We start from the raw sequence: 20,569 nt of genomic DNA on the forward strand, positions 1-20,569 counted from the left end.
ATGTCGATTTTTAAAACTAAAACCGTTAAAGGCGGAAAAACAACAGAAATTGAAACGGATATTTTTTATTTAAACCAAATCCCGGATGCAATGGAAAAAATGGGCTGGGAGATGGCACCAAAATTAATGCGCCATTGGTTCAATACAAAGCCTGCCTATACATTTACTGAAGAAGTAAAAAGCAAGTATGTTGCAGGTAGTGCAATAGATATTCCAGATGAAAGATTAAATGATTCTATCATAAAAATGGAATGGGCATTGCAATATAAACAACCTCAAGATGTAATGGATGTATTAATCAATGGTTGGGCAAGTGATGCGGGTATTAGGCAATTAAAAAAGAAATTAAAAGAAAGTAGTAATAAAACACTAGGATATGAAAAAGATATACGAGAATTAGATACATTTTCAGCAGTCAATGTTAGGCAATTTGGCTCTAAATTTGATACGATTGACGATTGGTATGGTGCTATGGGCAATTCCAATATGAAGGTAGCTGTTAAAGGCCATGTGGATAAATTAGACAGTAAAGATGTTTTTGTCACCGAACAGATTGGTATGTATTTAAAAGACACCTATGATTTCGTTGGCTCTAACGAACCTTTGGGAATTTGGAGTAAAAACGGTATCTTAGATAAAGTTAGCTCCGTTGATTATGCTGCTCTTTATGCCAGTGGAAGCTGGATGGTTCTATGGATTAAATACAATGGATATGTTCCTGTCATTAATGATAGTTTTAGAAAATGGCAGAAAAAGCATAATGAAGGCGGCGACTTTATGGTTTTTTCTGATATTTTATGGATGGATCCGTTACCACAACATAAAATCATTCAATTATGAAAACTCAATGTAAATTTTTTTCTAAAAAACCATTATTGGTTTTGGCAGTAATTACTATTTTTATCGTATGGATTGCATTTCCATCAACTTTTTTCTTCGGTAATTGGAATAAGAAATTTGAAGTAAAGGATGAAAATGGTCAATATACCGCAGTAGTATATAAAAAATTACCCATATCGCCATACGCAATGTTTAAGTATGTTATTATGGATGATGACTATTTTATTGTTTTATATGACAATAAAAATAGACTTATCTGGAAGAGTTCTCCGTTTACATCAATATCATATGGGGCATTTTCTGCTTCATTTGGTTTTCCATCCACTGATGATGACGCTTTTATCTATCCAACAAATGACGGATATGAAGTCATCTATGTAAATAAATTGAAATAATTTTTGTAAATATTTTGTCTTCATGTTTATTCTTGTTTAGCCTCTGAATTTCAGAGGCTTCTTTATTATTTTTCATCGTGTTAAATAATATTTAAATAAACAAATAACGCAAAAACACCATGAAAAAACTACTCGAATTACGCCAGCAAAAAGCCGATTTAATCCATCAAATGCGTTCGCTGCTTACTCAAGCCGAAAACGAAAAGCGCTCACTGAATCCCGATGAAGCCAAACAGTTCGACGAGCTGCGCAGCCAATCCGATAACCTGAATACGGAAATTGCCCGTTATGAGTCTTTATCTGATGAAGAACGCAATCAAGCAAAGAACCAGACAACCAGTAAAACACTCAATAATGATGAACTACGCCACTATATCCTGACTGGCGAAGCCCGTTCCCTGTCTACAGGCGTCCCCGCAGACGGCGGTTATACCGTTATCCCTGAGCTGAATAAGCAGATCATGCAGCAACTGGCTGATGGGTCGGTCATGCGTCGAATCTGTACGATTAAAACCACACGCAGCAACGAATATAAACAACTTGTTTCGGTCGGTGGCGCAGCGGTTGCTCATGGGGAAGAAGGCAAGGTACGCAGTGAGACGGCGACACCGAAGATGGAAGAAGTCAGTATCAAGCTGTTTCCTATCTATGCCTATCCCAAAACCACACAGGAAATTATCGATTTTAGCGATGTCGATATCTTAGGCTGGCTGACGTCTGAGATTGCAGATACGTTTGTGGATACCGAAGAAACAGATCTGGTTAGCGGTGACGGTAGCAAAAAAGCGAAAGGCTTTCTGTCTTATCCCCGTGACACCCAAGCTGACAAGGTACGCGCATTTGGTACGCTGCAAAAGCTGGAAGTTACCAGCCTTGAAGCTGATAGCCTGATTGACCTGAAATTCTTGCTCAAAAACAAATACCGCAAAAACGCTGTTTGGGTGATGAACTCCACGACCGCCGCCAACGTGCAGAAGCTGAAAAATAGCAACGGGGATTACATCTGGAGGGAGCGTCTGCAAGCGGCTGATCCTGATATGTTGCTGGGCTTACCTGTCCACTATCTCGAATTTATGCCGGATAACATCATTGCGCTAGGTGACTTCAAACGCGGTTACTTCATTGTTGACCATCAAACGGGCATTCGTACTCGCCCCGACAATATCACTGAGCCGGGATTCTATAAGGTACACACCGATAAATATTTGGGCGGTGGGCTGGTGGACTCCAACGCAATCAAGGTGCTGGAAATCAAAGCCTCTTGATAATCTTGGAGTTTATCGATGAAGAATGATTTTGAAATCCGTACCGCTTCATTATCTGCCAATGATAAGAAACTGACAGGCTATGTGATTAAGTGGAACAGCCGATCACATATCTTGTGGGATGAGTTTGTCGAACAGTTCGCCCCGAATGCCTTTAGCGCCAGTCTAGCGGCAAGTGCTGATATCAGGGCACTGTATGAACATGATCATATGAATCTGTTAGGGCGAACCACGTCCGGCACGTTGCAATTGAGTGAAGATACCACCGGGTTACGCTTCGAATTCACCCCGCCTGATACGCAATTAGGGCGTGATGTACTGGCACTGGTTGAGCGGGGTGATATTACCGGAATGAGTTTTGGATTCAGAGCAATCAAAGATCAATGGGATACAAGTCAAGAGCCGTATATCAGAACGGTATTGGAAGCGGAACTACGAGAAATCACGATCACTAGCTTACCTGCTTATCCTGAAAGCGGCGTAGAGATTGCCAAACGTTCGCTAAATGCGGTGAAGCCCTGCAATGCGGATTTGTATCATTACTGGCTGCGACTATCTGAGGTGTGATGATGTGGCCTTTTAAGCGAAATTCTCCAGAACGACGTAGCATGACGGTAGATGAATTTTTTTCTCTGGCAGGCATAACTAACACTAAATCGGGCGAGCATGTTTCACCTTCGACCGCCGAGGGTTTACCCGCAGTAATGAATGCCGTCACAGTGATTAGTGAAGCCATTGCCACCATGCCCTGTTATCTTTATCGGGTTCAGCACCAGAACGGGAAAGAATCCCGCGAATGGTTGAGTGATCATCCGGTAGATTATTTGCTTAATGAATACCCAAATGACTGCCAGACTCCGTTTCAGTTTAAACGAACTTTAATGCGTCATTGCTTACTCAATGGTAATGCGTATGCAGTCATAGTCTGGGGAAAAGACGGACAGCCACAATCGTTGCACCCTTACCCACCGTCAGCGGTTGTGCCGCAACGATTATCGGATCACCGCTTTGCTTATACCATTACCGAACCCTATAGCGGCAAGGTCAAAACCTATCTACAGGAAGAAGTGTTGCATTTGCGTTATGCCACCGAAGATGGCTTTTTGGGGCGCTCGCCTGTCACGATTTGCCGGGAAACGCTGGGTTTGGGGTTGGCGCAACAGCGCCACGGTGCCAGCATTATGAAAGAGGGTATGATGGCAGCAGGCGTGATTAAAGCCGCTGACTGGCTGGATGGCATCAAGGGTAATAAGGCACTGGAAGCGCTTGAACGTTATAAAGGCGCTCGCAATGCAGGCAAAACGCCTATTCTTGAGGGCGGGATGGAATACCAGCAATTGGGGATGAGCAATCAGGATGCGGAGTGGTTGGCCTCCCGCCGTTTCACCATTGAAGATATTGCGCGTATGTTCAATGTCAGTCCTATCTTTCTGCAAGAATATTCGAACAGTACCTACAGCAACTTTAGTGAGGCTTCCCGTGCTTTTCTGACGATCACCATGCGCCCGTGGCTTGCCAATTTTGAGCAGCAAATCAAATCCGCCTTGCTGATGAATTCACCAACAAAAGGCATTCGCTACCAAGTCGAATTCGACACAGCTGATCTGCTTCGCGCTAATCCGAAAGAACGTTTCCAGAGCTATGAGACAGCGATTAAATCCGGTGTGATGTGTCCGAATGAAGCCCGTGAGCGGGAAGGCTTATCGCCCCGTGCCGGTGGCGATGAATTCAGTCAGGCATGGAAGCAAACCGTGGAAATCAAACAAGACAAGGAGAGTAACGAATGAGAGCAGGCAGATTAAGGCATCGGGTGACAATCCGAAAAAATGAAGCCAGTCGGGGTAAATTCGGTGAAGTACTCAACAACTGGGTAGATTTAGCCACGGTCTGGGCAGAAGTGAAAGCGATTAGTGGACGGGAGCTGGTGGCATCCGGCGCCGTGTTCTCAGAAGCCACCGTGCGTATCTGGCTGCGTTATCGTGCTGATGTGACCACAGCGAACAGCATTACCTTTCACGGAGCGAACACGACGGGCACAGCTTTTAGCATTATGGCGGTTATTCCCGATGCGAAATACACCCGTCTAGAGTTACTTTGCAAGGGAGGGATATTCCGATGAGCCGAATTGAAATTCCCCTGAGTGAAATCAAACAGCATTGTCGACTGGAGGAAGATTACACCCTTGATGATGTTCTATTAACGGGTTATGCCGATGCTGCGTTGGAAGTCTGCCAGCAACATATCGGTAAGCGCTTTGATAAAGGGTTGGTTTTCACCCCAGCGATTAAAGTCGGTTGCCTGCTCTATATCGGCTTGCTGTATGAAAATCGGGAAATGGCAACCGATGTTGAGCTGAAAGAAGTGCCTTTCACCATCAAATCACTGTGGTCTGTCTATCGTGATGTGGGGATCTACTGATGCCGTGGCAACCGTTAAGACGTTGTAGCTATCCCAGTTGTAAGCAACGGGTAAAGTCCGGTCGCTGTGAGGAACATCGGCGGGAACAGAACAGGCAGCGCGGTACACGTACCGAACGTGGCTACAGTAACCGGTGGAGCAGATACAGATTGATGTATCTCAAAACGCATCCCTTATGTGTGCATTGCCTCAAGCTGAACTGCTACATGCCTGCAACCATTGTGGATCATATCATCCCGATACAAGGTGAAGCAGATGTGCTGTTCTGGCCTGCATCCAATCATCAAGCACTATGTCATGCTTGCCACAACCGTAAGACGGTACAGGCAGACCCACTCATTAAAGCGAGGCGCAAACAAGGTGCTTATCGCGAGCAGGAAGCAGAAGCCGCACGATTGGTTAGCTTTGGAATAATAACAAAATGAAATAACGGGGTAGGGGTATCAAAAATGACAAATGCTCCTCTGAGCAGAACCGCCCCCTCCTTCAATTTTTATGCACGGCAATTTTTTTTGAAAATAAATCACAAGGAACAGAGAACATTATGGCAAGAGCACCCAAACCGCCCATTTATTTAAATGAGATTGCCGCCAGTCAATGGAAAGCCAAAGGCAAAATCTTAAGCGAGCGGGAAGATCTGAACGCCGCCGACTGGAACAACTTAGAGCTGTATTGCGTCAACTATGCCATTTACCGAAAAGCGGTGGCAGACCTTGATATCCGAGGCTTTAGCATCGTGAATAGTCAGGGCAGCGAAAGCCGTAATCCGTCATTGAGTGCCAAAGCGGACGCCGAAAAAATCATGATAAAAATGTCCTCGTTGTTGGGTTTTGACCCCGTATCACGACGGAAAAATCCGGTGGAAACAGAAGAAGAGGACGAGCTAGACCGACTATGAACGCATGGGAACAATACGCTTTTGATATCGAAAATGGCACAATTCCGGCCTGTAAGCGGGTAAAACAGGCGGTAAAACGCTACTTTAACGACCTGAATAACCCGCTTTATCTGTTTGATTCGGAGGTGGTGACGCGATTTATTGCATTCTCCCGCTACTGTCCGCACGTCAAAGGCCACTTGCGGGGCAAACCGATTATGCTGGAGCCGTGGCAGCAATTCGCTTTTGCCAACCTGTTCGGCTTCAAAGTGAAGGCAACCGGACGGCGAAAATATCGCAGTGCGTATATTCAAGTACCGCGCAAAAATGCCAAATCTACCGTTGCCGCAATACTGACGAATTGGTTTCTCGTGATGGAGCAAGGCCAGCAGGATATTTACACCGCCGCTGTCAGCCGTGATCAGGCGCGTATTGTATTCGATGATGCCCGCCAGATGTGCCTGTTATCAAAACCGCTCAAAAAACGGGTAGCGATTCAGCAACACAAAATAACCTATCCGAAGAGCAATAGCCTGCTAAAACCGCTGGCAGCCAAAGCCGCCACGATTGAGGGTACTAACCCCAGCCTCGCCATTGTTGACGAGTACCATTTGCACCCTGATAACGCGGTGTACTCTGCCCTTGAATTGGGAATGGGCGCCCGTCCCGAAGGTATCCTGTTTGCCATCACCACGGCTGGCAGTAACGTTATTTCAGCCTGTAAGCAACACTATGATTATTGCTCTCAGATACTGGACGGCGAAGAGAAAAACGAATCCCTGTTTGCCCTGATTTACGAGCTGGACGATGAGCATGAGATTGATAATGAAACCCTTTGGAGAAAGGCGAATCCCAATCTGAATATCTCCGTGGACAGTGCCACATTACATGACATCATCCAAAAAGCGCGGGGCATTCCCTCCCAATGGACAGAGATGATGACCAAACGCTTTAATATCTGGTGTCAGGGGGAAACGCCGTGGATGGGCGAAGGGGTATGGAAAGCCTGCCGGACAGATTATGATGAAAGCGACCTGAAAGGTTTGGAGTGCTACGCCGGACTGGATCTCTCTTCCACAGGCGATATCACCAGTGTCTGCTACACCTTCCCCGTGGATAACGAACTGTTATTACTGACCCGTCATTATCTGCCCGAAGCCCAGCTACAGAACCCCGCCAACAAAAATCGGGCTGTTTATCGCCAGTGGGTACAGGCAGGTTGGATACGCACTACCGTAGGCGATTGCATTGATTACGACCGTATCCGTGATGATATTCTCAAAGACAGCCAGAATTTTGATATCAAGCTGGTGGGCTTTGATACATGGAACGCCACGCATTTACGAACGCAATTACAGGGTGCGGGGCTGGATGTTGAGCCATTCTCGCAAACCTATATGCGCTTTAGCCCCGTGACTAAATCGGCTGAGGTGTTTGTTAACCGCAAAATCATTCGTCACAACGGTGATCCGGTGCTGGCATGGGCGATAGCCAATGTGGTGATGGAAACAGACGCGAACGCCAATATCAAACCGAATAAGAAGAAATCCGCGAATAAAGTCGATCCTGCGATTGCGTTCCTGATGAGTTTTGGCACATGGCAAGCCGAGCATGAAGAGTTTGCATTTAGCTTAAGTGAGGAACAGTGGCATCGATTGAATAGTTTTGATGGAATTTAGATAACAGATTGATTTTTTTAATGCTTGTGCAGAATGGGAATTGATGAAATCAAACTCTAGGAAGGCTAAAAATCACACTTTTTTGGATTAGTCGCTACTTTATCTGAACCTACCAGCGTTCTGTAGAAAAGTGCGACTAAATTTGACGTCAGGGGTGAGAAGCGGATTTAATAAATTCTTCACTGTAAGTTGGAATGTAGTTTTGTTTGCAATAATTTGTTAATCTTTAAGATATTTCTTGCATGTTACTGATTTTGCAAATATATCATCATCTCGACATGCATTCTTTATTGCGTTGACTTTGTTACCGTGGCTAAGTGGTGTCCAATAATTATCAGTGACCAAATATTTTGGTTTTTTATTGGTGTCTCTGAATTTAAGTGCTGAGAAAATATATTCTAATCTTCTCAAATATATATTGTTTGATTTAGTACTATAGTCTGCAAATACTATCATGGATTTGGGCGTCATATAATTTCTTGCAACAAGTGGGGGGATGCGAAATTTCACTTCAGTTTTGGCTGGTAATACATAGCCATTCATGTCCTTGTATTCATATGCAGGCATGTAAGTAGAGTTACCTCCAGGTATCCTAACCCCATTTTCAGTAAATTCAGCATAAATTGACTGGTTGATATTAAAAATAAAATCTTGTTCAAAATCAGGGGATATTCTAAATTTCTCTATGATTTGATCAGTAGAGTTATTGTTAATAAGAGTAAATTCGTAACCTCTTCCTGAAGGTTTAATACTCTTAATCTGCACATCCCCAGTTAGAAGACCTAGGGTGAAGCTACCAATTATGGGTAGAATCCCTATTGTAGCTAACCATAGTAAACAATTACTAATTCTTTTGTGTAGAGGTTTACGTACTACATTTTCAACCGTCGTTCTACTTCTTATCTGAGCATGTCGTGGGCCGTTTCTGCTTTTATTCTTTCTCTTTCCCATTTTATTCTGTAGCCACCCCTCTTTTCTGTCGATTCCAGTGGTTAACGACTGTCTAATTATCCATCCTATATTTAAACACGAATTTGGTTACTTTTGTAAGTTCAATGTATCAATGTTGAATTTTTGCTATTTATTTACAGTGGGTTATGTCTCGAAGGATCCTATTTTACCAATAAAGTGTAAAAAACAGTCTAACTAAGTAGATAAGTGTTTCAGTACTAGATATGTGCATTTTCACATGTTTTGTATTCCTTGGATGCCAGTCCGAACGACAATTTTTACACTTACCTGCCCAGTAAGTGGGATTCATTCCGACCAAGAGCGAGATGCTATTTTTTGTGTAAATACAACGTCCGCTTTTGAGTTGACTGTCATATTTGCTTGAACTCAAAGTAGCAAGGGTATCAGATCTCATCTGGACAGCACATAACGCAAAAATGTAAGCGGTTTTTACTGGTTCGCTTATTGAGTCCGATAAACCAATCAGTTAAAGTAGCCCCGCCATTGGCAAAATCCAATGGTCAAGGTTTTGCAGCCTTGAATGTATCCCACTGGTAGGAAATTTCTACCAGTGTGTCTGCTATCGCCTTTTCAATGGTGGTTCAGGCAGGGGAGGTTTCGGCCTCACCGGTTGGATACATCCGGTCTGCAAACCCTGTCTGAATCGCCACCATCAATTTTTTCAATTAATGGAAGGGGTAGCAGGAATGTTCAATACCAAAAACGACTGGCATCAAGCCGATATCATCGCTGCATTACGTAAGCGCGGTACAACCTTAGCGGCTGTTTCTCGTGAATCTGGACTCAGCTCATCTACACTAGCAAATACTCTCAGTAGACCGTGGCCGAAAGGCGAATGGATCATTGCTAACTATCTTGAAATACATCCCTCTGAAATCTGGCCCAGCCGCTATTTTGATTCGTATGGTGAATTGATCGAACGCAAGGTTCGGGATAAATCATAAAAAATAATCAGTTCCATTTAAAAATCATCGGGAAGATAGCCGTAACGGGGTATCTTCTCACTGGTAGAAACATCTGTAACTTTCATCTCAATGCTTCCAGACGAAATACGTCGTAACTTTTCACAAGGTTGGAACGTTTGGTGTACTGACCTCTATAACACATCTAATTCTTATTTTTCTTTGGTACTCATGTTGTTCTGTGAGTTTTTGTGCTGAGGATTTTTTTGTGGGGTAATCGGTGGGGTAATTCTAAGTAAAAAGCACTTTCTACATAGTAAAAAGTGCCGATTTAACAACATGTTACTAGACTAGGATCAGTTCATGCCGTATTTTTTCAGTTTCTTACGCAGAGTGCCACGGTTGATTCCCATCATCAGTGCTGCGCGAGTCTGGTTGCCACGGGTGTATTGCATCACCATGTCCAACAGTGGCTGTTCTACTTCAGCCAGTACCAGCTCATACAGGTCATTAACGTCTTGACCGTTCAATTGAGCAAAATAGTTCTTCAGTGCTTGTTTAACCGAATCACGCAGAGGTTTTTGAGTTACCTGATCTTGTGAATTTACAGTAGCAACGGTTAGTACATCAGAATTTACGCGTTGTTCGAACATAGTTCTGTCAGCTCTTTTCTTTATTTACGCAAAAATTTTCGAAGTATGCCTTCAACACCTCCAGCTGTTCGCTGGCATCCTCTATGGCGTTGAATGTGCGCCGAAACTGGTCATCAGGGGCATGTTCCTTGAGATACCAAGATACATGCTTGCGTGCAATACGAACTCCTTTGCCTTGACCGTAAAAGTCATGCAGTTCTCGTACATGCTCGCTCATTAAACGCTGCACTTCGCCAAGGGGCATCGGTGGCAGCAATTCTCCTGTTTCCAGATAATGCTGGATTTCCCGAAAGATCCAGGGTCTTCCCTGAGCAGCACGGCCTATCATCAGGGCATCAGCCCCAGTGTATTCAAGCACTGCTCTGGCTTTTAGCGGGTCAGTAATGTCGCCATTGGCAATAATTGGAATGGCAACAGTCTGCTTAACTGTCCGAATATTGTCGTACTCGGCTTCACCATTAAACAGGCAAGATCGCGTCCTGCCATGTATCGTAAGAGCCTGAATACCACAACGTTCGGCCAATTTGGCAATTTCTACACAGTTACGTTCTTCCGGTGACCAACCTGTGCGGATCTTCAAAGTGACAGGCACATCAACTGCATTGACTACCGCAGAAAGGATTTTTTCAACCAGTTCTGGATAACGCAGTAATGCAGAGCCTGCCAGCTTACGATTCACCTTCTTAGCTGGGCACCCCATATTGATATCGATGATTTGGGCACCATTAGCGACGTTAATTTTCGCTGCCGCCGCCATTTCATCGGGATCACTACCGGCTATTTGTACAGAACGCACTCCGGGTTCGTCGCTATGAACCATACGCAGCCGTGATTTATCCGTCTTCCAAACCTGGGGATTGGAAGAAAGCATTTCTGAGACTGTCATTCCTGCTCCCATCTGGTAGCAAAGAGATCGAAACGGGCGATCTGTTATGCCTGCCATAGGAGCCGCAATAAGACAGTTTTTCAACTGGTATTGTCCGATACGCATAGACGAAGAAAGAGTGGTCAACTGTGACTAAGGGCGCGTATATTACGCATTTTTCACAAGATATGAAAGGCCAAACTTTGAGCGAATCGACATTTATAACGGATTTTTTCCAGTTGATTTTTTTAAAATTGGTTGATTACTGTTAAATAACAAATAGTTACATTTTATTGCTGAAATTTGTTATTACTTATATTTCTAATCATAAACAGAGCGGATTACCACTAATTGACCTCCTGGGGGATCATTTTAGTGGATAATCACGCTTTTCAATAGGTATCAGTTGATTATTTTTTAATCCCCGTGATACGACACCATTCTTCTTGTTCAGCTATTGGATCAATAATGAATTCATTGTCATAGGCCTGAGCTACCCCGTCAGCCTGACTGGCCAGAACACCGGATAAGCCTAATAATCCACCAGATTTAGGCAGGGAGCCAATGACAGGAGCAAGTTCACGCAGAGGACCTGCCAGAATATTGGCAATCACGATATCGCATTCAAGGTCTTTAGGTTGATCTTTGGACAGGTAGAGGGTTAATTGGTCAGATACCCCATTGCGTTCGGCGTTATCTCGGCTGGCTTGAATGGCTTGTGGATCGATATCAATACCGATGGCGTGTTTTGCGCCCAGTTTTAGCGCTGCGATAGCCAATATGCCTGAGCCGCAACCAAAGTCGATCACGGTTTTACCTGTCAGGTCATGGCCATCCAGCCATTGCAGGCAAAGGGAGGTGGTTGGATGAGTACCCGTGCCGAAGGCCAGACCAGGGTCAAGCATAACGTTGACGGCCTCTGGTTCAGGCACTTCGCGCCAGCTAGGGCAGATCCACAGACGCTTCCCGAAGCGCATAGGGTGGAAGTTATCCATCCACTCTCGTTCCCAATCTTTATCTTCCAGTTGTTCAATTTTGTGGATAAAACCTTTACCCAGTTGTGGAAGTTGTTCCAATTGGCTGACAACCGCTTTCATATCCATTTCAGCGTCATACAGGCCGATAACATCGGTATCACCCCATAAACGCGTCTCGCCCGGCAGAGGCTCAAAAATAGGGGTATCGTGGCTATCCTGAAAGGTGACTGATACTGCGCCACTTTCCATCAGCTCATCGCCTAATGCTTCCGCTTGTTGTCCCGTGGTGTTTAATCTTAATTGTATCCAAGGCATAAAAAATTCTCGTTTTGTGGATCACGTTATTGTGTGAAATGTAACCGGTTAGAGCAAGCCGCACCAAATTTATTTCCTAGCCAAAATGCCAGTAAACTCAGCAATAGCGATGGCACGATAGGGTGGAAACCAAGCAGCTGGATATTGAACGTTGCCAGCAAAGTATAGCTTGCGGCTCCTGTCAGCATTGAGCTGATTGCTCCCTGGGCATTGGCTTTTTCCCAATATAATCCCAGCACCAGTGGCCAGAGGAAAACGGCTTGCAGTCCACCAAATGCCAGCAAGTTCAGCCAGATAATCATCTCAGGTGGGCGCCAGGCTGCCAGTAGCAGTAATGCTCCTAAAAATAGGGTGGAATAACTGGAGATGCGTGACAGTTTTTTCTCCTGGCTGATCTGGTGTGGAAACAGGTTTAAATAGAGATCTTTGACGATAGTGGCCGAAGATTGCAGTAATTGGGCGTTAATGGTGGACATAATCGCCGCCATTGGTGCAGCCAGAAAAATACCGGCAGCAACAGGAGGCAGTACCGTGATCATTAACGTTGGGATCACTTGATCGGGGATCGTCAGATCAGGAATGATGGCTCGGCCAAGGGCACCAGCAAGGTGCATACCGAACATCAGGAATGCCATTACGAGTGTGCCAAGCACAATACCACGGTGAACGGCTTTACTGTCTTTATAAGAGATACAGCGCACTGCGGTGTGTGGCAGCCCAACAACACCAAAGCAAACCAGTACCCAGAAAGACGCCATAAATGGCTCTGTGAGGATATTATCGACGCCATAAGGAGAAACCAGATTAGGGTCAATAGTGCGCAGTGTTGTCACTGCTGCTGATAATCCACCGGCTTTATAGATAATGCCAGCCAGTAATAACGCGGTTCCCAGCAACATCACTAATCCTTGTAGGGCATCATTAAGGACGCTGGCTCTAAAACCGCCAAAAGCCGTATAGAGGGCGATGGAAACGCCAAAAATCAATAATCCTGTATCGTAAGGGATACCGGCGGCGGTTTCCAGTAAACGAGCACCGCCAATGAATTGCACTGTCATAGCACCGATAAAGGCCACCAGCAGGCTTATACTGGCAAACCAGACCAGAAAGCGGCTTTGGTAGCGTGCATATAGCATATCGTTGAGGGTGACCGCATTATAACGGCGGGCGAGGATCGCAAATTTTTTTCCCAATACGCTCAGTGAGAGCCATATCGCCGGCAATTGGATCAATGATAATAACACCCAACCGATACCATACTTATAAGCGGCACCAGGACCACCAATAAAGGAACTGGCACTGATATAAGTTGCGGTAATGGTCATTGCCAGTACAAAACCCCCCATTGAGCGGTTGCCGAGAAAATACTCACTGAGGAATTCACCTGTTTGTCGGCGGCGATAAGCATAGATTGAGAGTATGAACACTAATGCCAGATATCCCACGAGAGGCAGAATGACTTCACTTTGCATCACTATCCTCCAGTGGAATGTCCTTGAATATAAACTTCACCATCAAATAGCAAAGGATGATAAATAAGGCAGGTAGCAGCAGGCAAGCCAGTTCAAACCAGCGAGGCAACCCAGTTAAGCCGATGGCATCACTGGGTAAATAAGCACACAGCAGCCAACCAACAAGATAGGCCAATGTCAGGAATATCGCCCAGCGTGCTTCTTTATTGGATTGAACAAATCGTCCGTCCATTCGTTCTCCGGGTAATTTACATGAAACAATATGGGGGAATATAAAAAATCCCACCGATAAAAGATGGGATTTTATTCAAAGCAACAAACGCTAAATAAGCGTCAAAGAAACCTTACTTATCATGTAAGCCTAATTTCTTCTCCAGATAGTGGATATTGGTTCCACCTTTCTGGAAGTTCTCGTCATTCATGATTGCCAGTTGCAGATCGATATTGGTCTTAATGCCATCAATGATCAACTCGGCCAGTGCGTTCTTCATACGCGCAATGGCCACTTCGCGGGTTTCGCCGTAAGTGATGAGCTTACCAATCATGGAATCATAGTAAGGCGGTACGGTATATCCCGCATAGATGTGGGATTCCCAACGCACACCAAACCCACCTGGTGAGTGGAAATGGGTGATTTTGCCTGGACTTGGCAGGAAGGTTTTCGGATCTTCGGCATTGATACGGCATTCGATCGCATGGCCTTTGATTTCAACATCTTCCTGTTTGATGGATAGTGGCATACCAGAGGCGATACGCAACTGTTCCTTAATCAAGTCAACGCCAGTGATCATTTCAGTCACTGGATGTTCAACCTGAATACGGGTATTCATCTCAATAAAGTAGAATTCGCCGTTTTCGTACAGGAACTCAAATGTACCTGCTCCGCGATAGCCAATTTCGATGCAGGCATTGGCACAACGCTCACCGATACTGCGGCGCAGTTCTGGTGAGATACCTGGTGCTGGCGCTTCTTCCACCACTTTCTGGTGGCGGCGCTGCATGGAGCAGTCACGTTCAGCCAGATAGAGTGCATTGCCCTGACCATCAGCTAAGACCTGGATTTCAACGTGACGTGGGTTTTCAAGGAATTTCTCCATGTATACCATGTCGTTGTTGAAAGCGGCTTTAGCTTCTGCGCGAGTCATAGCGATGGATTGTGCCAGATCTTTGTCGCTGCGTACGACGCGCATACCACGGCCGCCGCCGCCGCCCGATGCCTTGATGATCACCGGATAGCCGATGCGGTTTGCAATGGCCTTGTTTTTCTCAGTATCGTCACCCAATGGGCCATCAGAGCCAGGAACGCAAGGGACACCCGCTTTTTTCATTGCGTTGATAGCGGAAACTTTATCCCCCATCAAACGGATAGTGTCCGCTTTCGGGCCAATGAAAATAAAGCCAGAACGCTCGACCTGCTCGGCAAAGTCAGCATTTTCAGACAGGAAGCCATAACCCGGGTGGATTGCCTGTGCACAAGTGATTTCCGCCGCAGAGATAATGGCAGGAATATTTAGATAACTTTTAGCTGAGGCAGCCGGGCCAATGCAGACGGTTTCATCCGCCAGCAGGACGTGCTTCAGATCACGGTCTGCCGCAGAGTGCACAGCCACGGTTTTGATCCCAAGTTCCTTACAGGCTCTCAGGATACGCAGTGCAATTTCACCGCGGTTAGCAATGACAATTTTTTCAAGCATGGGGTGCGCCTCGTTATTCGATGACGACCAATGGCTCGTCGAATTCAACAGGTTGACCGTCTTGGACCAGAATCGCTTTTACTACGCCTGTTTTGTCAGCTTCGATCTGGTTCATCATTTTCATCGCTTCCACGATGCACAGGGTTTCGCCCTGATTAACATGCTGGCCGACTTCAATGAAAGGTTTCGCATCTGGGCTTGGTGAACGGTAGAACGTACCAACCATCGGCGAGCGAACTGTGTGACCACTGATTTCCGCGGGTTTGTCAGCGGCGGCTGGCGCTGGTGCAGCGGCCTGCACTGGCTGTTGAGCTGGCGCAGAAATATATTGCTGGGTCACAGGTATTGCCGCGGCTGTCGTTGCCCGGCTGATGCGTACTGACTCTTCACCTTCAGAAATTTCCAGTTCAGAAATGCCAGATTCTTCAACCAGCTCGATCAGTTTTTTTATCTTACGAATATCCATGAGTGTGGTTCCGTACTTTTAAGTCAATTAGTTGGATGTTGACAAGCGGTTGACCGCTGCCTGTAATGCGAAACTATAACCATCCGCCCCCAATCCACAGATGACACCGACTGCAATATCGGAAAGATATGAGTGGTGGCGGAATGGCTCGCGGGAATGCACGTTGGAAAGGTGAATCTCAATAAATGGGATATCTACCGCCAGAAGTGCGTCGCGCAATGCCACGCTGGTGTGCGTGTATGCTGCAGGGTTGATTAAAATAAAATCTGTATTGCCCCGCGCAGAATGAATTCTCTCAATTAGTTCAGATTCTGCGTTGGATTGCAGATGGGATAATTCAGCCCCCGATTGTTGAGCTTCTTTTGACAGTCTGTTAACGATGTCATCCAGCGTTAACTTGCCGTAGGTCTCTGGCTCTCGTGTTCCCAACAGGTTCAGGTTAGGGCCATTCAAGAGTAAAATGCGAAACTTGTCTGCCATTGTGCGGGTATCTCCGGCAATCTGTCAACAATCGACCAAGATAACTCGATGTCAACGGTTTGTCATCTCTTTCTGATAGCTAGAATTGTAAATTTGACGATAAAGCCCGACATTATAAACATATCGTGGCATTTAGCAGCTAAATACTGGTCTTATCAGCGCACTTTCACTACTGTTCTGCCCGTAATTTGATTGTTTATCAACTTATTGGCGTGTTCGATCACCTGTTCTAATGTAATTTCATGCGCTGCTTGCTGATAAAAGGAATCTGGTAGTAGCGCTTGCAAACGTTGCCAAATGGCAGGGCGTTTCACCGCAGGGACAGTGACAGATTCTACACCCTGTAAACGAACATTACGCAGAATAAACGGCATTACGCTCGTGGGGAGTTGACTGTCACTTGCCATGCCACAAGCGGCTACTGTACCGTTGTAACGCACTTGTGCCAGCAAGGTAGCCAATATCGTGCCACCAACGGTATCTATTACACCGGCCCAACGTTGTTTTTCTAATGGACGTGATAGTTGGTTGAAATCATTCGCCGGTAAAACCGCTTGCGCTCCCAGCGAGAGCAGATAATCTTGGCTGTCGGGTTTGCTGCTAATCGCAGTGACGGAATAGCCCAGTTGTGACAGTAAGGTAATCGCCGTACTGCCAACCCCACCACTGGCTCCTGTCACAGCGATTTCTCCGCTTTCCGGTGTGATGCCTCCTTGTTCCAACGCCATGACACATAACATGGCAGTAAAACCCGCCGTGCCGATGATCATTGCTTGTCGGGTACTTAATGCAGGTGGCAAAGGAGTCAGCCACTCCCCTGATACTCTTGCTTGTTCTGCCAGCCCGCCCCAGTGCGTTTCTCCCACACCCCAGCCAGTCAGCAAAACATGTTGTCCGACGTGAAAACGGGGATCTTCGGAATGATGGACAACACCAGAAAAATCAATCCCCGGCACCATCGGAAATTGACGGATAATCTTCCCCTTGCCGGTGATGGCAAGGGCATCTTTGTAATTGAGTGTGGACCAATGGATATCAACGACCACATTACCCGATGGCAATTGAGATATATCAATATTTTGAATGGATGCTGATAATGTTTCGTGTTGTTCCAGTAATAAAGCTTTCATGATCATCCTCTCTTGATAGGTATCTATCTGACATTATTACTTGCTTAGCATTACCACGATTCTGGTATTACCACAATTTTGCATCATTACAGTTTTGCGTTACTACAATATAGATAGAACTTATACCTCCCCGCGTCGCGGGGAGGTATAAGGCGCATCTTGAAAGACGATTGGTATAGCTAAAACCTGATGCACTTAAATGGGGGAGCAGCAATGTTGTGATATCTCACCAAATTCATCTATTGTTTTTATAATTCATGAACCATTTCGTCTTGGGACTTTCTTTGTCATGTTATTTTTTGGTGTATTAGCTGAATTAACCCATTTTTATGCAGTTTTTTTCTGCTCCGTTAGAGAAAAGTAACGTAGAATACCGTGTTTCTGATGTGAATAACGTGGCCACTTTTATTGAAGTAGTAAAAGTAGTTAATTATGCGCCTTGTCGCTGCTTCATGTGGTTGGTAGAGTAGACGGAAAATCTCCGTCCCCAGCTTGCAGGATTATCCTTTCGTTATGTTAAAGAAATTTCGTGGCATGTTTTCCAACGATTTGTCCATTGACTTGGGTACTGCCAATACCCTTATTTATGTCAAAGGCCAAGGAATAGTATTGGATCAACCCTCTGTCGTTGCTATTCGCCAGGACAGAGCCGGTTCACCAAAAAGCGTTGCAGCAGTAGGGCTGGAAGCAAAACAGATGCTGGGACGTACTCCGGGTAATATTGCCGCTATCCGTCCCATGAAGGATGGGGTGATTGCTGATTTTTATATTACTGAAAAGATGCTACAGCATTTTATCAAGCAGGTTCACAATAACAGTTTCATGCGTCCAAGCCCGCGCGTGTTGGTCTGTGTACCTGTCGGTGCGACTCAAGTTGAGCGTCGTGCCATCCGTGAATCCGCCCAAAGTGCAGGAGCGCGGGAGGTATTTTTAATTGAAGAACCTATGGCGGCGGCTATCGGTGCTGGTTTACCGGTTTCCGAAGCAACGGGTTCAATGGTCGTTGATATTGGTGGGGGCACCACTGAAGTTGCGGTTATTTCCCTTAATGGGGTGGTTTATTCTTCTTCTGTACGTATTGGTGGTGACCGTTTTGATGAAGCTATCATCAACTACGTTCGTCGTAATTATGGCTCCCTGATTGGGGAAGCAACGGCAGAGCGCATTAAACATGGAATTGGTTCTGCTTATCCAACGGATGAAGTACGAGAAATCGAAGTGCGTGGCCGTAACCTTGCGGAAGGTGTACCTCGCAGTTTTACCCTGAATTCCAATGAAATCCTTGAAGCTCTGCAAGAACCATTAACGGGTATTGTGAGTGCCGTGATGGTCGCTCTGGAACAGTGCCCACCAGAATTGGCCTCCGATATTTCTGAACGAGGCATGGTGTTGACTGGCGGTGGTGCGTTGTTGCGTAATCTTGATCGTTTGCTGATGGAAGAAACCGGCATTCCTGTCATTGTTGCGGAAGATCCACTGACCTGTGTTGCCCGTGGTGGTGGCAAGGCACTGGAGATGATCGACATGCATGGTGGCGATCTGTTCAGCGAAGACTGAAAGTAACTCTGCGAGCTGGGAGGTGGACGTGTTTTATTGGGGCCTCCTTGCTGATTGTACCGGAGTTTTATCATTTATGAGACAACACAGCTCGACAATACGCCATTTATGAAGCCGATTTTCAGCAGAGGGCCTTCTCTGCAACTACGACTCTTTTTTGCTATCATTGTTGCCATTATTTTGATGGTGGTAGACAGTCGCCTTGGTATTTTCAATAAAGTCCGTAGCTACATGGATACGGCTGTGAGTCCTTTTTATTTTCTTGCCAACGGGCCGCGTCAGTTTTTGGACGGCCTCTCAGAATCTTTCGTTAGCCGTAATCATCTGGAGCTGGAAAATAGAGCCCTGCGTAATGAATTGCGTTTACAGGACAGTAAATTGCTGCTGTTAGGGCAACTGAAACAAGAAAATTCCCGTTTACGTGAATTACTGGGATCGCCACTGCGTCATGATGAACACATGATGGTATCGCAGGTGATTTCTGGGGGGATGGATCCATACCGCGATCAAATTGTCATTGATAAAGGGGCGAAGGATGGCGTGTACGAAGGGCAACCGGTGATCAGTGATCGTGGTGTCGTAGGGCAAGTGACTGCCGTGAGCCAGTTGAGCAGCCGGATATTGTTGATTTGCGATACCTCTCATGCCATTCCGGTGCAGGTACTGCGAAACGACATTCGTGTTATCGCTGGGGGAGCAGGGTGTACGGATGATCTCCTGTTGGAACCTTTACCAAGTGATACAGATATCCGCGTAGGTGATGTATTGGTGACATCGGGGCTGGGAGGGCGTTTTCCTGAAGGTTATCCTGTGGCTGTCGTCTCTTCTGTCAAAATTGATAACCAGCGGGCTCATGCGGTAATTCGTGCCCGTCCGTTGGCCGAATTGCGACGCTTGCGCTATTTACTCCTATTGTGGGGAGGAGATAACGATCCGTCTGAACCATTGCCACCTTCGGAAGTATACCGCGCTGCCAATGAACGTTTGATGCAGATGTTACCGCAAGTGTTGCCAAATCCATCAAATGAGTCACCACAGTTGTTGACACCAAAGTCAGTGGAAAAACCGACATTACCAGCTACAGGAAATCGTCAATGAGTCAATATCATAGCCAAGGACTTTGGGTTATTTGGTTATCTTTCCTGATTGCTATCGTGCTACAGATTATGCCGTGGCCGGAGCAGTTTTTTATGTTTCGGCCTACCTTACTGATGCTGTGCTTAGTTTATTGGTTGCTTGCGCTTCCCCATCGTGTCAGCGTTGGTACTGGCTTTGTTTTGGGGATTATTACTGATCTGTTGCACGGCAGTATTTTGGGAGCACATGCTCTGGCATTGAGCATTATCAGTTTTCTGGTCGCATTCAAATTTCAGCTTCTTCGCAATATGGCGCTTTGGCAGCAAGCCTTGGTTGTCGTCGGGCTTTCGACATTGATGAACTTCTGCGTTTTTCTGATCCATGCTCTGTTACTCAAGACTATCTTTCATCCAGAAGTGTTCTGGAATGGGGTAGTCAATGGTATTCTCTGGCCTTGGCTATTCTTATTAATGCGGAAAATCCGTCGTCAATTTTCAGTCCGTTAAAGTGGGTTTCTGTATTTAAAAGGCAAAGG

General features: G+C 45.7%; 24 protein-coding genes. 14 read left to right on the forward strand and 10 right to left on the reverse strand.

The window, feature by feature from the left end; all coding sequences use genetic code 11:
* From WDV75_RS02155 to WDV75_RS02200, 10 genes are all read left to right on the forward strand, one after another.
* On the forward strand, window positions 1-840 hold the full coding sequence (locus tag WDV75_RS02155; RefSeq protein ID WP_273559787.1) for a DUF6402 family protein: 840 nt from the start codon (window positions 1-3) through the stop codon (window positions 838-840).
* Window positions 837-1,235 carry a DUF6201 family protein gene (locus tag WDV75_RS02160; protein WP_222941855.1) on the forward strand — a complete coding sequence of 133 codons (399 nt, stop codon included), beginning with the start codon at window positions 837-839 and terminating at the stop codon, window positions 1,233-1,235. The genes WDV75_RS02155 and WDV75_RS02160 overlap by 4 nt, the downstream gene beginning before the upstream one ends.
* 119 nt (window positions 1,236-1,354) lie before the next feature.
* Window positions 1,355-2,500, forward strand: a complete 1,146-nt coding sequence (locus WDV75_RS02165; RefSeq protein WP_273559783.1) for a phage major capsid protein — start codon at window positions 1,355-1,357, stop codon at window positions 2,498-2,500.
* Between the two features lie 18 nt (window positions 2,501-2,518).
* Window positions 2,519-3,067, forward strand: coding sequence for an HK97 family phage prohead protease (locus WDV75_RS02170; RefSeq protein ID WP_273559781.1), 549 nt, complete (start codon window positions 2,519-2,521; stop codon window positions 3,065-3,067).
* Window positions 3,068-3,069: 2 nt separating this feature from the next.
* On the forward strand, window positions 3,070-4,287 hold the full coding sequence (locus WDV75_RS02175; RefSeq protein ID WP_420497524.1) for a phage portal protein: 1,218 nt from the start codon (window positions 3,070-3,072) through the stop codon (window positions 4,285-4,287).
* Entirely contained in the window at window positions 4,284-4,619 is a 336-nt protein-coding gene (locus WDV75_RS02180) for a phage head closure protein (RefSeq protein ID WP_099115757.1), read from the forward strand. The genes WDV75_RS02175 and WDV75_RS02180 overlap by 4 nt, the downstream gene beginning before the upstream one ends.
* Complete coding sequence (locus tag WDV75_RS02185; protein WP_273559776.1) at window positions 4,616-4,918, forward strand: head-tail connector protein; 303 nt, start codon at window positions 4,616-4,618, stop codon at window positions 4,916-4,918. The genes WDV75_RS02180 and WDV75_RS02185 overlap by 4 nt, the downstream gene beginning before the upstream one ends.
* On the forward strand, window positions 4,918-5,343 hold the full coding sequence (locus WDV75_RS02190; protein ID WP_273559774.1) for an HNH endonuclease: 426 nt from the start codon (window positions 4,918-4,920) through the stop codon (window positions 5,341-5,343). The genes WDV75_RS02185 and WDV75_RS02190 overlap by 1 nt, the downstream gene beginning before the upstream one ends.
* 119 nt (window positions 5,344-5,462) lie before the next feature.
* Window positions 5,463-5,816: a phage terminase small subunit P27 family gene (locus WDV75_RS02195; protein ID WP_273559772.1), complete on the forward strand. Its 354-nt coding sequence runs from the start codon at window positions 5,463-5,465 to the stop codon at window positions 5,814-5,816.
* A complete protein-coding gene (locus tag WDV75_RS02200; RefSeq protein ID WP_273559770.1) occupies window positions 5,813-7,474 on the forward strand; it encodes a terminase large subunit in 1,662 nt (553 codons plus the stop codon). Before WDV75_RS02195 ends, WDV75_RS02200 begins: the two co-directional genes overlap by 4 nt.
* 219 nt (window positions 7,475-7,693) lie before the next feature.
* On the opposite strand, the gene WDV75_RS02205 is transcribed toward WDV75_RS02200, so the two are convergent.
* Window positions 7,694-8,425 (reverse strand): hypothetical protein, encoded by a 732-nt coding sequence (locus WDV75_RS02205; RefSeq protein ID WP_273559768.1) that lies wholly within the window; start codon window positions 8,423-8,425, stop codon window positions 7,694-7,696.
* 707 nt (window positions 8,426-9,132) lie between these two features.
* On the opposite strand from WDV75_RS02205, the gene WDV75_RS02210 reads away from it, so the two are divergent.
* Window positions 9,133-9,390: a helix-turn-helix domain-containing protein gene (locus WDV75_RS02210; protein WP_273559766.1), complete on the forward strand. Its 258-nt coding sequence runs from the start codon at window positions 9,133-9,135 to the stop codon at window positions 9,388-9,390.
* Window positions 9,391-9,704: 314 nt separating this feature from the next.
* On the opposite strand, the gene fis is transcribed toward WDV75_RS02210, so the two are convergent.
* The 9 genes from fis to WDV75_RS02255 all read right to left on the reverse strand — a co-directional run bounded on the left by fis (window position 9,705) and on the right by WDV75_RS02255 (window position 17,400).
* Window positions 9,705-10,001 (reverse strand): DNA-binding transcriptional regulator Fis, encoded by a 297-nt coding sequence (fis, locus tag WDV75_RS02215; protein ID WP_010847912.1) that lies wholly within the window; start codon window positions 9,999-10,001, stop codon window positions 9,705-9,707.
* Window positions 10,002-10,008: 7 nt separating this feature from the next.
* On the reverse strand, window positions 10,009-10,992 hold the full coding sequence (dusB, locus tag WDV75_RS02220) for a tRNA dihydrouridine synthase DusB (RefSeq protein ID WP_273559821.1): 984 nt from the start codon (window positions 10,990-10,992) through the stop codon (window positions 10,009-10,011).
* A gap of 284 nt (window positions 10,993-11,276) precedes the next feature.
* Window positions 11,277-12,158, reverse strand: coding sequence for a 50S ribosomal protein L11 methyltransferase (gene prmA / locus WDV75_RS02225; protein ID WP_273559764.1), 882 nt, complete (start codon window positions 12,156-12,158; stop codon window positions 11,277-11,279).
* Window positions 12,159-12,184: 26 nt separating this feature from the next.
* Window positions 12,185-13,630, reverse strand: a complete 1,446-nt coding sequence (gene panF, locus WDV75_RS02230; RefSeq protein ID WP_273559762.1) for a sodium/pantothenate symporter — start codon at window positions 13,628-13,630, stop codon at window positions 12,185-12,187.
* The gene (locus WDV75_RS02235) at window positions 13,620-13,862 is read right to left on the reverse strand and encodes a YhdT family protein (protein WP_074024973.1); all 243 of its coding nucleotides are present in this window, start codon (window positions 13,860-13,862) and stop codon (window positions 13,620-13,622) included. Before WDV75_RS02235 ends, panF begins: the two co-directional genes overlap by 11 nt.
* 112 nt (window positions 13,863-13,974) lie before the next feature.
* Window positions 13,975-15,324, reverse strand: a complete 1,350-nt coding sequence (gene accC / locus WDV75_RS02240) for an acetyl-CoA carboxylase biotin carboxylase subunit (protein ID WP_189759124.1) — start codon at window positions 15,322-15,324, stop codon at window positions 13,975-13,977.
* Window positions 15,325-15,337: 13 nt separating this feature from the next.
* A complete protein-coding gene (accB, locus tag WDV75_RS02245) occupies window positions 15,338-15,790 on the reverse strand; it encodes an acetyl-CoA carboxylase biotin carboxyl carrier protein (RefSeq protein ID WP_189759125.1) in 453 nt (150 codons plus the stop codon).
* Window positions 15,791-15,817: 27 nt separating this feature from the next.
* Window positions 15,818-16,270 carry a type II 3-dehydroquinate dehydratase gene (gene aroQ / locus WDV75_RS02250; RefSeq protein WP_273559758.1) on the reverse strand — a complete coding sequence of 151 codons (453 nt, stop codon included), beginning with the start codon at window positions 16,268-16,270 and terminating at the stop codon, window positions 15,818-15,820.
* A gap of 155 nt (window positions 16,271-16,425) precedes the next feature.
* Window positions 16,426-17,400 (reverse strand): MDR family oxidoreductase, encoded by a 975-nt coding sequence (locus WDV75_RS02255; protein WP_273559757.1) that lies wholly within the window; start codon window positions 17,398-17,400, stop codon window positions 16,426-16,428.
* Window positions 17,401-17,913: 513 nt separating this feature from the next.
* Here WDV75_RS02255 and mreB point away from each other — a divergent pair.
* The 3 genes from mreB to mreD all read left to right on the forward strand — a co-directional run bounded on the left by mreB (window position 17,914) and on the right by mreD (window position 20,540).
* Window positions 17,914-18,957, forward strand: coding sequence for a rod shape-determining protein MreB (mreB, locus tag WDV75_RS02260; RefSeq protein WP_189759128.1), 1,044 nt, complete (start codon window positions 17,914-17,916; stop codon window positions 18,955-18,957).
* Window positions 18,958-19,065: 108 nt separating this feature from the next.
* The gene (gene mreC, locus WDV75_RS02265; protein ID WP_273559753.1) at window positions 19,066-20,055 is read left to right on the forward strand and encodes a rod shape-determining protein MreC; all 990 of its coding nucleotides are present in this window, start codon (window positions 19,066-19,068) and stop codon (window positions 20,053-20,055) included.
* Window positions 20,052-20,540 (forward strand): rod shape-determining protein MreD, encoded by a 489-nt coding sequence (gene mreD / locus WDV75_RS02270; RefSeq protein ID WP_273559751.1) that lies wholly within the window; start codon window positions 20,052-20,054, stop codon window positions 20,538-20,540. The genes mreC and mreD overlap by 4 nt, the downstream gene beginning before the upstream one ends.
* The last annotated feature ends 29 nt before the right edge of the window (window positions 20,541-20,569 follow it).

Source organism: Xenorhabdus griffiniae, from assembly GCF_037265215.1.
GTDB classification, from domain to species: Bacteria; Pseudomonadota; Gammaproteobacteria; order Enterobacterales; family Enterobacteriaceae; genus Xenorhabdus; species Xenorhabdus griffiniae.